The organism is Streptomyces sp. NPDC001668 (assembly GCF_042893155.1).
Taxonomy (GTDB): Bacteria; Actinomycetota; Actinomycetes; order Streptomycetales; family Streptomycetaceae; genus Streptomyces.
In genome coordinates, this window is the sequence record NZ_JBIAUQ010000004.1 from 421,652 (window position 1) to 434,532 (window position 12,881).

Consider the following 12,881-nt stretch of genomic DNA (forward strand, 5'->3'; position numbering starts at 1 on the left):
GTACCACGTGCTTGCATCTCGTCATGCCTCCGCTGGAGCCTCTCACCCGTCGCCGCGCCGGCTGGAACATCGTCACCTCGGCCGGGGCCGACGAGGCCGCCGACTTCGGCCTCGACAACCGCCCCGACCACGCCGAACGCTACGCCCGGGCCGACGAGTTCCTGAAGGTCGCCAAAGCACTGTGGGACAGCTGGGAGTCCTAGGCCGTCGTCGCCGACCGGGGCACCGGGCGTTACGCCGACCCGCACGGCTGCACCCACTCGGCCACCAGGGCAGGTACTTCAAGGTCGCCGGGCCGCTCAACGTCGAGCGTCCGCCGCAGGGTTACCCGCTGCTCGTCCAGGCCGGGTCCTCCGAGGACGGCAAGGACTTCGCGGCCCGCCACGCCGAGGCGATCTTCACCGCCCACACGACGTACGAGCGCGCGACCGCCTTCCACGCGGACATCAAGGCGCGGACCAGGGCCGCGGGGCGCGACCCGGACGGCGTCATCGTCCTGCCGGGCATCGTCGCGTACATCGGGTCGACCGAGGAGGAAACGCGGGCGCTTGCGCGGCAGTTCGACGAGCTGCGGGTCCCGGAGTACGGGCTGCGCCGGCTGGCCGCCGTGTTCGAGACCGAGCCGTCGGCCTTCGAACTCGACCAGCGGCTACCGGAGTTCATCCTGGCGAGGCCGAAGCTGGAGGGCTCGCAGAGCCGTTCCGACCTGATCAGGCGGCGCCAGGTGTCGGGGGCGGCGTCACCGGTGGCGGTGACGACTCCGGCGTTGGCGATGAGCAGGATGACGACGTCCTGGTGGGTGAAGTCCTGGCGCAGGTGCCCGGTGTTCTTGGCGCGGGTGATGATTTCGAGCAGCCGGTTGTACGCCTCGGCGCGCCGGGCCTCCAGCGCCTCGGCGGCGGGGAAGGTCATGGTCAGGACGTCGGCGAAGCCGCGGTCGGCGGCCAGGCGGCCCGCCTCAACAAGGCCATCGAGGCACGACCGGTGCGGGCATCCTCACCCGCGAGGTCGGCGGCACGGCCACGACGGAGGACGTGACCAAGGCGCTGATCGACGGGCTCGACGCGCTCGACAGCCGGCCGTGTTCGTCACCTGCACGAGCGGCGGTGACGATGGCGAAGTCACGGTCACCATGGCGGAGTTCGAAGACGGGGCCTGCCATGGACATGTAGGCGCCGGAAGGCTTGACCGTGCCAAGTGGCGTCGTTACCTTTCGTCAGGTCCGCCACTTGGACACCGTTCATGATGTCGAACAACGTTGGTCCTTCCAGCACCTTCCAGCACCTCCCGAGCATCTCCCGCCGGAAACGGCACGTACGTGCGGTCACCCCTGATTGATGGGAGCGCTCCCATCGATGTCAGGCCAGCAGCCAAGAGGAGGAGACATGACACAGAGTCGGCACGAGTCCCTGGGCGGGGAGCGGAGATCGCCGAGCCGGAGGACCCTCCTGGCCACGATGGGAGCGCTGCCCGTCCTCACCGCCACGGCACCGGTCGCGACGGCGTCGGACGCCGGGGCCGCGACCGCCGCCGCCACGGCCGTCATCGACCCGTCGGCGACGCGGCAGACGATCCGCGGCTTCGGCGGCATGAGTCACGCGGCCTGGATCGGCGACCTCACGCCGGCCCAGCGCGACATGGCGTTCGGGACCGGCGACGGACAGCTGGGGTTCACCCTGCTGAGGATCCCCGTGCCCGAGGACCGGGCGGCCTGGAACCGCGATCTGGCGACGGCGAAGCGCGCGGCCGAACTCGGGGCCGCCGTCATCGCGTCACCGTGGAACCCTCCCGCCGCCATGGTCGAGACCTTCGTCCGCGGCAGCCAGACCGACGCGCGCCGCCTCCGGTACGACATGTACGGCGCCTACGCCCAGCACCTCAACGACTTCACCACGTACCTGCGGAACAACGGGGTGAACCTGTACGGCATCTCGGTGCAGAACGAGCCCGACTACGCGCAGGACTGGACGTGGTGGACTCCCGCCGAAATGGTCCGGTTCCTGCGGGAGAACGCGGGCTCGATCAGTACCAGGGTCATCGCGCCGGAGTCCTTCCAGTACCTGAAGAACATGTCGGACCCGATCCTCAACGACCCGGTGGCCCTCGCCAACGTGGACATCATCGGGGCCCACCTCTACGGCACACCGTTCGCGAACTTCCCGTACCCCCTCTTCAAGCAGAAGGGGGCGGGCAAGGAACTGTGGATGACGGAGGTCTACTACCCCAACAGCTCGGACTCGGCGGACCTGTGGCCCCAGGCGCTCGACGTGGGGGAGCACATCCACCGCGCCATGGTGGACGCCGAGTTCCAGGCCTACATCTGGTGGTACATCCGGCGCGGCTACGGCCCCATGCGCGAGGACGGCGCGATCAGCAAGCGGGGCGCCGCCATGGCCCACTTCGCCAGGTTCGTCCGGCCCGGGTACGTGCGGATCTCGGCGACCGCGAACCCCGCGACGAACGTCTACGTCTCCGCGTACCGAGGCGGCGGCTCCACGGTAGTCGTCGCCGTCAACAAGGGGGCCACCGCGGTGAGTCAGCAGTTCACGCTGGCGAACAGGGCCGGGTCCACCGTCGCGTCCTGGCTGACCGACGCGAGCCGGAACGTCGCCTCCCAGGGCACGGCCGGCGTGTCGAACGGCTCCTTCACCGTCACGCTGCCCGCTCGGAGCGCGATGACCTTCGTGATCCGCTGACCCGGACGCCGGGCGGGGAGCCGACTGCGGGAGGGGGCCAGGCAGGCAGGCGAGCAGTGCCCAGGCCCGGGTGAAGGTGAAGCGGTGCCGGAACGGCACCCGCCCGGCGACCGCGCCCCCGTGCGCGTCCTCACCGCCCCGACGGGGGAGAATGAGCCCCGTACCCAACGGTCGACCCTTGCGGAGGAGCGGGTAAATGCAGAACGCGCGAGCGGGGCAGGTCGCCGGGCCCGATGACCTCATCGACGTGGCCCGTCTGGTCACGGCGTACTACACGCTGCACCCCGACCCGGCCGAACCCGGACAGCGGGTGGCCTTCGGCACCTCGGGGCACCGCGGTTCGTCCCTCGCGGCGGCGTTCAACGAGGACCACATCGCGGCCACCAGCCAGGCCATCTGCGAGTACCGGGCCGCCCAGGGCACCGACGGCCCGCTCTTCCTCGGCGCCGACACCCACGCCCTGTCCGAGCCCGCCCGGATCACGGCGCTGGAGGTGTTCGCGGCCAACGACGTGACCGTCCTCATCGACCAGGCCGACGGCTACACGCCCACCCCCGCGGTCTCGCACGCCATCCTCACCCACAACCAGCGGCGGACCTCGGCGCTCGCCGACGGAGTCGTCGTCACCCCGTCCCACAACCCGCCCGCCGACGGCGGCTTCAAGTACAACCCGCCCAGCGGCGGCCCCGCCGGTTCCGAGGCGACCTCCTGGATCCAGGACCGCGCCAACGAGATCATCACCGGCGGTCTGAAGGACGTACGGCGCATCCCGTACGCCCGCGCCCTGGCCGCGCCCGGCACCGGCCGCCACGACTTCCTCGGCGCCTACGTCGCCGACCTGCCGAACGTGCTGGACCTGGAGGCGATCCGGTCCGCCGGAGTGCGCATCGGCGCCGACCCGCTCGGCGGCGCCTCGGTCGCGTACTGGGGCCGTATCGCCGAACAGCACCGGCTCGACCTGACCGTGGTCAATCCGCTCACCGATCCCACCTGGCGCTTCATGACGCTCGACTGGGACGGCAAGATCCGCATGGACTGCTCGTCGCCGTACGCCATGGCCTCGCTCATCGAGCAGCGCGACCGGTTCGACATCGCCACCGGCAACGACGCCGACGCCGACCGGCACGGCATCGTCACGCCGGACGCGGGCCTGATGAACCCCAACCACTACCTGGCCGTCGCCATCTCGTACCTGTTCTCGCACCGGGAGCAGTGGCCCGCCAAGGCCGGCGTCGGAAAGACCCTGGTGTCGTCCAGCATGATCGACCGGGTCGCCGCTGACCTCGGCCGGACGCTGGTCGAGGTCCCCGTCGGCTTCAAGTGGTTCGTGGACGGCCTGTCCGACGGCACCATCGGCTTCGGCGGCGAGGAGTCGGCCGGCGCGTCCTTCCTGCGCCGCGACGGCTCGGTGTGGACCACCGACAAGGACGGCATCATCCTGGCCCTGCTCGCCTCCGAGATCACGGCGGTCACCGGCAAGAGCCCCTCGCAGCACTACGCGGCGCTCACGGAGCGCTTCGGTTCCCCCGCCTACGCCCGCGTCGACGCCCCGGCCTCCCGCGAGGAGAAGGCCCTGCTCGCCAAGCTGTCCCCGCGCCAGGTCACCGCCGACACCCTCGCGGGAGAGCCGGTCACCACCGTGCTCACCGAGGCACCCGGCAACGGCGCCGCCCTCGGCGGCATCAAGGTGGCCACCGCCAACGCCTGGTTCGCGGCCCGCCCCTCGGGCACCGAGGACGTGTACAAGATCTACGGCGAGTCGTTCCTCGGAGCGGACCATCTGGCCCGGGTCCAGGAGGAGGCCAGGTCCGTGGTGCTGACAGCGCTGGGAGCCTGAGCCGGGCACCGGGCACCGGGCAGCGTCTCCGGCCCGCGGTCGTGACAGTTCACGGCCGCGGGCCTTCCCGTGTGACGGATCCCTCAGCGCGCCCCCTGCGGAAAGGGTCGCCGCGCCCCTCACCGGGGACGATCGTGGGCGACATGAGCGATCGCGACGTGGCGACGAACGAGGAGGCCGGTGAGGTCCGTCGTTTCTGGGGCCGACTGGGGCTGCCTGGCCTGATCGACGTCCACACCCACTTCATGCCCGAGCGGGTCCTGCGCAAGGTCTGGGACTACTTCGACACCAACGGGCCGCTGCTCGGCGGACGGGGATGGCCGATCACCTACCGGAAGGAGGAGGCGGAGAGAACGGCCCTGCTGCGGGGGTTCGGGGTCAGGGCCTTCACCGCGATGCTCTACCCCCACAAGCCCGGCATGGCCAGGTGGCTGAACGACTGGGCGGCCGACTTCGCCCGCCGCACCCCCGACTGTCTGCACACCGCCACCCTCCACCCCGAGCCGGACGTCGAGACCTACGTCGGTGAGGCCGTCGAAGCGGGCGCGCGGGTGTTCAAGGCACACGTCCAGGTGGGCGGATACGACCCGGCCGACGAGCTCCTCCAGGGGGCCTGGGGGCTGCTGGCCGAGGCGGGCGTCCCCGTGGTGATCCACTGCGGCTCCGGGCCCGCACCCGGCAAGCACACGGGCCCGGAACCCATCGCGCGGGTACTGGCCCGGCACCCGAGGCTGCGGCTGATCGTCGCGCACATGGGCATGCCCGAGTACGAGGAGTTCCTCGACCTCGCCGAGCGGTACGACCAGGTGCGCCTGGACACGACGATGGCGTTCACCGACTTCACCGAGGGCTTCATGCCGTTCCCGCGCCAGGCCCTGCCCCGGCTGGCCGCGCTCGGGGACCGCATCCTGCTCGGCTCCGACTTCCCCAGCATCCCCTACCCCTACCTGCACCAGCTCCACGCGCTGGAACGGCTGGATCTCGGACCGGAGTGGCTGCGGGCCGTGTGCCACGACAACGCGAGAAGCCTGTTCGGCGTATGACACCGTCCCGCCACATCAGGGAGACCCAGCATGACGATCCGCCGGATGGACAACGTCCTCATCGTCGTCGACGACCTCGACGCCGTCGTCGCGTTCTTCGTCGAACTCGGCATGGAACTGGAGGGCACCTCGCCCGTCGAAGGCCGCTGGGTGGAACGGATCATCGGGCTCGACGGCGTCCGCCAGGACGTCGCCATGCTGCGCGTCCCGGGCGGCCACGGCCGCGTCGAACTGGCGAGGTTCCACACACCGAAGGCGGTCGAGGGGGCACCGCCGGACGCGCCGACCAACACGCTGGGCATCCGCCGCATCATGTTCGCCGTCGACGACATCGACGACGTCGTCGCCCGGCTGCGCACGCACGGCGCCGAACTCGTCGGCGAGATCGTGCGGTACGAGGACATCTACCGGCTCTGCTACGTCCGTGGCCCCGAGGGCATCGTCGTCGGACTGGCCGAGGAACTGGGCTGAGGACCGCCGGCGACCGCTCTCGGAGGGGATGCGGGAAGGGCCGCCTCGACCTCCCCAGGTGCGACGGCCCTTCCCGGGCAAGCATCGTCCTGCTACCCGGAAGATCCGTACTCATGCCCGGCTGTTCATCCCCGGTCGCGGCGACCGCGGCCAGATGCTGCCGGGAGGGTTGACGGGCACGCCCGGGGCGGTCACCTTGAACAGCGCCAGGGGTGTGGGAGCGCTCCCGTGACCCACGGGCCGGACGGGCCCTACCGGGGATCGCGGGGTCCACCGCACCAGGCCCCGACCGTCCCCCACGACCCGAGGATGGCCCCATGCATCAGACCCCTCCGCCCCGTCGCTTATCCCGCAGAACTCTGGTGACCGCGACCGCCGCCGGCCTGGTCGCCGCCGTCGCCGCCCCCTCGCGGGCGTCCGGCACCGCCTCGACCAGGTTCCACACGGCCGGCCGGGTCAAGGCGGCCGCCGACGGGTTCGTGCGCTACAGCTGGCCCGGCATCTACTTCGAGGCCCGTTTCCGCGGAACCGGCGTCGGCATCGTCCTCGACGACTCCGTCAACGACTACGACGTCCAGGTGGACGGCAGGACCACGACCACCCTCGTGACCCCGGGCCGGACCACCGCCTGGATCGACGGCCTCCCCGACGCCGAGCATCGCGTACGGCTCGTCAAGCGCACCGAAAGCGCTTGGAGCGAGGGCCGGTTCGGCGGATTCGTCGCCGCCGCGGGCGGTGCGATCCTCGCCGCGCCCCCGGCCCGGCGCAGGCAGATCGAGTTCATCGGAGACTCCAACACCGCGGGCTACGGCGACGTCTCCGGCACCCGTGACTGCTCGGGCAACGGCGGAGTGGACCGGAACACCAACTCCGACATCTCCTTCGGCGCCCTCACCGCCCGGGGGCTCGGCGCCGACTACCAGATCAACGCGTTCTCCGGCCGCGGCATGGTCCGCAACTACAACGGCAGCAGCCCCGGCACCGACTTCCGCACCTACTACGACCGCGCCCTGCTCGGCGTGGAGGGCGACGTCTGGCACAAGCCGGCCGACTGGCGGCCGCAGGTCGTCGTCATCGGACTGGGGCTCAACGACTTCTCCACACCCCTGAATCCGGGCGAGCGCTGGAGCACGCAGGCCGAACTGGTCGCCGCCTACGAGTCGGCCTACCACGGCTTCCTCGACACACTGCGCGCCCGCTACGGCCCGCAGACCTTCCTCCTCGTCAGCGCCACCGCCCTGGGCGCCAGTCCCTTCGCCGAGACCGTCGAAGGGATCGCCCGGACCCGCAACACCCGGGGCGACGAACGGGTCGGCTACTGGTACTACGACGACCCCGCCCTGGACCACCTCGGCTGCGACTGGCATCCCTCCGCGAGGGACCACCGCCTCATCTCCGGACTGCTCGACGACCGCCTCGCCACGCTTCCCCTGTGCTGGTAGCCGACCGGACGCAGGCCCGGTGTCAGTTGATGCAGAGCAGGTTGAGCACACACAGCCCGGACGGATCGGTCGCGGACGACGACGAGGTCGTCTGCGAGCTGCCACTGCTCGTGCCGGTGCTCGTACCCGAGTTCGTGCTGGTACCCGTGTTCGCCGAGCTGCCCGTGTCCGTGGACGACGAAGTGCTCTGCTCCGTCGACGCCGACGTGCCGGTGGAACCGGTGGAGCCGGTCGCAGTCGTGGTCCCCGTCGTACCCCCGGTGTTGACGCCCGCCGCGACGGACGTCGACAGCGTCGTCCGGGACTGCGACCGTGACGCGGCCGTCGCCGTGGGCGCGGGGGAGGCGGCGGAGTCCATGTGGACCGACGAACCGGTCGTGGTGGACGCCGAGCCGGACGTCCGCCGGTGCGAGGCGGGCGTCGTGGTGGGCGCGGTCGTGGACGCCTGCCGTGCCGTGCCGGGCGTCGACGCCTGGAGGTCGTCGCCCGAGGTGGGCAACTCCGACACGCCCATGGACCGGTTGTCCGGCGAGGTGGCCGCCTGGGCCTTGGCGCCGGTCTGCTGGTTCATCGCCGAGACGGTCAGACCGCCGCCGACGAGCGCGACGGCGGTCGCGACGACGGCCTTGCGCTGGTTCTTCTTCCAGCGGGCCCGCTGACGGCGCCGTGCGGCCCGCCCCTCGGTCGTCACCGGCGCGTCCGCCACGTCCTCGGACGGGAGAGCGGGGTCGGTCGCCCCCGCGGCCGGCTCCTCGGGGAGGCCCGCGTCGTGCCACGTGGGCGCTTCGTCCCAGGCCGCTGCCGCCGCGCCCGTCGTCGCGTAGATGTGGGCGGGGGGAGCGATGTCCGGGGCGTAGGCGCCGCATCCGGGACACGCCAGGGCGCCGTTGAGATGCCGACGGCACGAGGAGCAGTAGTCCATCTGGTCTTCCTGAGTCGACTGCACCATCGGCCCGATGGCCGTGGCCGGTCTCGTTCGTACGGGGGATCGAGCCGGAGGCAAAAGTAGCGAGGCTTTCGAAAGGCGGTGTGCAGCCTGTGTGATGCTCCTGCGCAGATGTCCGAGGGGTGCGGTGCGCGCGAGGGGCGTACGTCGTATTCGCGCCACTTGTCCGCCGTACTGTCCGTCGTGCGACCCCGGGTTCCGGCCCGATCCGGCGGCACGCCGTTCAACGTGGGCCTGGTCACGGCGAGTTGGCCGTGGCCTGGCCCACGGCGCGGTCCGCGGCCTGCGATGCTTATCGGCCGCTCTCAGGAAACCCCGCGAAGAACAGCCGCGCCGGAATCACCGATCACGTAGCGGTCCTGCGCTCCGGTGCCCGCGCCGCCAACGCCTCCAGCAGGAGTTCGACCGCCTCCTCGAACGAACCGTCCGCCATCCCCGGCAGCTCGCGGCGTACGGCCGTCAGCGCCAGGTAGGTGCGCGGGTCCAGGTCCTGGTAGACGTCCCGCCACGCCCGCTGGTCGGCCTCGCGCTGCTGCCGGGGGAGCGCCAGGAACGCCGCGTCCGTGGCCGCGTGGCTGAGCACGGTGTCGATGAAGGCCAGGTACAGGCGTGCGGCGGCGGCCGGCTCGAAGCCCGCCGACAGCAGCAGGCCGATCCCCGTGTCCACCGCCCGGATCTCGCTCCTGCGCCGCGTCACCCGGTGCGCGGCCAGGGCAGCGGCCCGCGGATGGGCGAGGTATCCGGCGCGGACCCGCAGGGCCATCTCGCGCAGCGAGGCCACCCAGTCGTCCCCGGGGACGAACCCCGCCATCGCGTCGCCGATGATCCGGTCCGCGATGGCGAGCACCAGGTCGTCGGTGTCGTGGAAGTAGCGGTAGAGGGCCGTCGGATCGCAGCCCAGCGCCGCCCCGAGCCGGCGCACGCTCAGTGCCTCGGGCCCGTGTTCGCCGATCAGCCGGAGAGCGGTCTCGACGATCAGGTCCTCGGACAGCAGGACTCCGGAGCGGGTGGGCCGCCGGCGTCGGCGCTCCTGCGGGACGCGGCTGGACATGACCGGGTTCCTCTCGCCGGGGTTCCTCAGTGAACGACCCCCGGCGGCCTTACGTCAACAGGGTTGACCCAATGTGGACATCGGCTGTTCCATCAGCTCACCGCGCGGCTCTTCCCCGTCTCCCGTCCCCGAGGAGCCCTCCATGTCCGCCACACCACCGCCCTCCTCCTCCGCACCGGGCCCGGATCTGCGCCGTTCCCTCGGCGTGGTCGACGGCGTGGCCATCGCCGCGTCCAGCACCGCGGCCACCACCAGCATCGCCATCGGCATGGGCACGATCGCGACCATCGTCGGCCTCCACGCCCCGGCCCTGCTGCTCCTGGCCTTCCTGCCGGTCCTCGGCATCGCCACCGCCTACGCCCGCCTGAACCGCTCCGAGCCGAACTGCGGCAACGGCTACGTCTGGGTCGGCAGGTCCCTCGGCCCCTGGCCCGGCTTCCTGACCGGCTGGGTCACCCTGGTCGGCTCGGTCATCTTCTGCGCCTACACCAGCGCGATCATGGGCTCGGTCGTCCTGGCCTTCGCCAACAAGGCAGGACTGCACAGCGTCGCCGGGATCGCCCTCGATCCGACGTCCACCGGGGTCACCACCGGGGTCGGACTGGTGGTCCTCCTCGCGCTCACCGCGCTCGCCGTCACCGGGGTGCGGGCCGCCACCCGCTTCCAGTTCGCCCTCCTGGTCTTCGAGTACGCCGTGCTGCTGGCCTTCTGCGGCTGGGCCCTGATCACCGGCGACCACGCTGTCTCGCTGTCCTGGTTCAACCCCTTCGAGATCTCCAGCGGCACCGCCTTCGCCCAGGGCATGGTCCTCGCGGTGTTCTTCTTCTGGGGCTGGGACGCGGCCTTCAGCGTCAACGAGGAGACGAAGAGCCCGGGCGACGCGGCCCGCGGCGGCCTCATCGCCCTCTTCGCGATGCTCGGCCTGTTCCTCTTCGCCTCGATCGCCTTCCAACGGGAGATGAGCCTGGCCGAACTCGTCAGAAACGGCCCCCAGGCCCTCCCGTACCTCGGCGAGAAACTGGCCGCCGAGCCCTGGGCCACCCTGCCCCTGGTCGCGCTGATGTTCTCCGCGGTCGCCTCCGTGCAGGCCACCCTGATCCCCACGGCACGCGGCCTGTTCGCCATGAGCCGCGACCGCACGATGGGACCGGTGTGGACCCGCGTCCACCCCCGCTACGGCACCCCCGCCGCCGGCACGGTCGTCGTGATGTCCATCGCCGCCGTGATCGCCGTGCTCGCCGTCGCGATTCCCAAGCTGAGCGACATGCTGCTGGCCGCCGTCAACGCCATCGGCCTCATCGTCGCCCTCTACTACGGCCTCACCGCGCTCGCCTGCGCCGCACGCTTCCGCTCCGCGCGCCACGAGGGACCACGGGAGGCGCTGCTGGCCATCGGCGTGCCCGCCGTGTCCGGCCTGATCCTGCTCGGCCTCGGCGGCTACCTCGGATACTCGTACCTGACCATGAGCGACCACTTCGAACTGAGCCCGGACAACGGCTGGTTCATGTTCTCGCTGCCCGCCGCCATCGTCCTCGCCGGCCTCGGCATGGCCGCCGTCGCCAAGTACGTGCGGCACTCGCCCTACTTCACCACGGGCCGCGGCACCGACGCCGAGTCCCTGACCCTGCCGATGGACCGTACGGCGGTCTGACCCCCCTCTGGAGCCCACCCCCATGTCACACACCGCGGACCTCGTCCTCACCGGCGGTCCCGTGCACACCGTCGATCCCGCCCGCAGCCGCGCCACCGCCGTGGCCGTGCGCGACGGGCGGATCGCCGCCGTGGGCCACGACGAGGTGCACGAGCTGATCGGCCCGCGCACCGAAGTCGTCGACCTGGCCGGGAAGCTGCTGCTCCCCGGCTTCCAGGACGCCCACGTCCACCCGCAGGGCGCGGGCCTCGAACTCGGCCTGTGCCACCTCGCCGACACCGTCGACCCGGCCGAGTACCTGCGCAGGATCAGGACCTACGCCGACCAGCACCCGGACGCCGAGTGGATCACCGGGGGCGGCTGGTCCCTGGAGGCGTTCCCCGGCGGCGCCCCCACGGCCGCCGCTCTCGACGCGGTCGTCCCCGACCGGCCCGTCTTCCTGCCCAACCGCGACCACCACGGCGCCTGGGTCAACAGCCGGGCCCTGGAACGCGCCGGCATCGACGCCCGTACGCCGGACCCCGCCGACGGCCGCATCGAACGCGACGCCGACGGCAACCCCACCGGCATGCTCCAGGAGGGCGCCGTCCACCTGGTGGGCAAACTGGTGCCGGACCCCACCCCCGAGGAGCAGCTCACGGCCCTGCTCCGGGCGCAGGCCGTACTGCACTCCCACGGCGTCACCGCCTGGCAGGACGCCATCGTCGGCGCGTACGCCAACATGACCGACCCGGCACCCTCCTACCTCACGGCACTCGACCGGGGCCTGCTCACCGCCCGGGTCGTCGGAGCCCTGTGGTGGGACCGCGAGCGCGGCGCCGAACAGATCCCCGAACTCCTCGCCCGCCGCGAGGAGTTGAACCGGGGCCGGTTCCGCGCGACCACCGTGAAGGTCATGCAGGACGGCATCGCGGAGAACCACACCGCCGCGATGCTCGACCCCTACCTGACCGGCTGCGGCTGCTCCTCGGACAACAGCGGCATCAGCTTCGTCGCGCCCGACGACCTGAACAAGTACGTCACCGACCTGGACGCCTGCGGCTTCCAGGTCCACTTCCACGCGCTCGGCGACCGCGCGGTGCGTGAGGCCCTCGACGCCGTGGAGGCCGCCCGCACGGCCAACGGATGGCGCGACACCCGGCACCACCTGGCCCACCTCCAGGTCGTGCACCCCCACGACATCCCCCGGTTCCGCGCCCTCGGCGCAAGCGCCAACCTGCAGATGCTGTGGGCCGCCCACGAACCGCAGATGGACGAACTGACCCTGCCCTTCCTCGGCGACGAACGCGGCGCGCGCCAGTACCCCTTCGCGGATCTGCTGCGCGCGGGCGCCACCCTGGCCGCCGGAAGCGACTGGCCGGTCAGCAGCCCCGACCCGCTCCAGGCCATCCATGTCGCCGTCAACCGGATCACCCCCGACGCCCCCGAGGGCACCCCGGCCTTCCTCCCGGACCAGCGCCTGGACCTGGGCACCGCCCTCGCCGCGTACACGGCGGGCAGCGCCCATGTGAACCACCTCGACGACATCACCGGCACCATCGCCGTGGGCAAGGCGGCCGATCTCGTCGTCCTGGACCGTGACCCGTTCGCGGGCCCGCGCGAGGAGATCGCCGCCACCCGCGTCCTGCAGACCTTCGTCGAAGGCCGGCGGGTCCACACGGCGCCGGACGCCTGAGTGAGCCGTCCCGGCGGCGCCGGTGAATGCGGTATCGGGAGACGGGGCAGTAGGGATGCTGATGGGACA

10 protein-coding genes and 2 pseudogenes are annotated in these 12,881 nt (G+C 71.7%); 9 read left to right on the forward strand and 3 right to left on the reverse strand.

Annotation, left to right across the window (positions count from 1 at the left end; all coding sequences use genetic code 11):
- Positions 1-23: 23 nt before the first annotated feature.
- Both ACFYZ8_RS15210 and ACFYZ8_RS15215 read left to right on the forward strand, forming a co-directional pair.
- The gene (locus tag ACFYZ8_RS15210; RefSeq protein ID WP_388532779.1) at positions 24-203 is read left to right on the forward strand and encodes an LLM class flavin-dependent oxidoreductase; all 180 of its coding nucleotides are present in this window, start codon (positions 24-26) and stop codon (positions 201-203) included.
- A pseudogene (locus ACFYZ8_RS15215) lies at positions 182-502 on the forward strand (LLM class flavin-dependent oxidoreductase); the annotation flags it as partial. The gene ACFYZ8_RS15210 and the pseudogene ACFYZ8_RS15215, both read left to right, overlap by 22 nt.
- 281 nt (positions 503-783) lie before the next feature.
- Here the strand turns inward: ACFYZ8_RS15215 and ACFYZ8_RS15220 are convergent.
- A pseudogene (locus tag ACFYZ8_RS15220) lies at positions 784-912 on the reverse strand (TetR/AcrR family transcriptional regulator); the annotation flags it as partial.
- A gap of 473 nt (positions 913-1,385) precedes the next feature.
- Here ACFYZ8_RS15220 and ACFYZ8_RS15225 point away from each other — a divergent pair.
- From ACFYZ8_RS15225 to ACFYZ8_RS15245, 5 genes are all read left to right on the forward strand, one after another.
- Complete coding sequence (locus ACFYZ8_RS15225) at positions 1,386-2,696, forward strand: glucuronoxylanase (RefSeq protein ID WP_389049825.1); 1,311 nt, start codon at positions 1,386-1,388, stop codon at positions 2,694-2,696.
- A 196-nt stretch (positions 2,697-2,892) separates the two neighbouring features.
- The gene (gene pgm, locus ACFYZ8_RS15230; protein WP_388532786.1) at positions 2,893-4,533 is read left to right on the forward strand and encodes a phosphoglucomutase (alpha-D-glucose-1,6-bisphosphate-dependent); all 1,641 of its coding nucleotides are present in this window, start codon (positions 2,893-2,895) and stop codon (positions 4,531-4,533) included.
- A gap of 143 nt (positions 4,534-4,676) precedes the next feature.
- Positions 4,677-5,576, forward strand: coding sequence for an amidohydrolase family protein (locus ACFYZ8_RS15235; RefSeq protein WP_388532788.1), 900 nt, complete (start codon positions 4,677-4,679; stop codon positions 5,574-5,576).
- 30 nt (positions 5,577-5,606) lie between these two features.
- Complete coding sequence (locus tag ACFYZ8_RS15240) at positions 5,607-6,047, forward strand: VOC family protein (protein ID WP_359031200.1); 441 nt, start codon at positions 5,607-5,609, stop codon at positions 6,045-6,047.
- Positions 6,048-6,364: 317 nt separating this feature from the next.
- The gene (locus ACFYZ8_RS15245; RefSeq protein ID WP_388532790.1) at positions 6,365-7,489 is read left to right on the forward strand and encodes an SGNH/GDSL hydrolase family protein; all 1,125 of its coding nucleotides are present in this window, start codon (positions 6,365-6,367) and stop codon (positions 7,487-7,489) included.
- A 22-nt stretch (positions 7,490-7,511) separates the two neighbouring features.
- Here the strand turns inward: ACFYZ8_RS15245 and ACFYZ8_RS15250 are convergent, their stop codons facing one another.
- Both ACFYZ8_RS15250 and ACFYZ8_RS15255 read right to left on the reverse strand, forming a co-directional pair.
- The gene (locus ACFYZ8_RS15250) at positions 7,512-8,438 is read right to left on the reverse strand and encodes a hypothetical protein (protein ID WP_359031202.1); all 927 of its coding nucleotides are present in this window, start codon (positions 8,436-8,438) and stop codon (positions 7,512-7,514) included.
- A 343-nt stretch (positions 8,439-8,781) separates the two neighbouring features.
- Entirely contained in the window at positions 8,782-9,486 is a 705-nt protein-coding gene (locus tag ACFYZ8_RS15255) for a TetR/AcrR family transcriptional regulator (protein ID WP_388532792.1), read from the reverse strand.
- Positions 9,487-9,628: 142 nt separating this feature from the next.
- On the opposite strand from ACFYZ8_RS15255, the gene ACFYZ8_RS15260 reads away from it, so the two are divergent.
- Complete coding sequence (locus ACFYZ8_RS15260) at positions 9,629-11,137, forward strand: APC family permease (RefSeq protein ID WP_388532795.1); 1,509 nt, start codon at positions 9,629-9,631, stop codon at positions 11,135-11,137.
- Between the two features lie 22 nt (positions 11,138-11,159).
- Positions 11,160-12,812, forward strand: coding sequence for an amidohydrolase (locus ACFYZ8_RS15265; RefSeq protein WP_388532797.1), 1,653 nt, complete (start codon positions 11,160-11,162; stop codon positions 12,810-12,812).
- Positions 12,813-12,881: the final 69 nt, after the last annotated feature.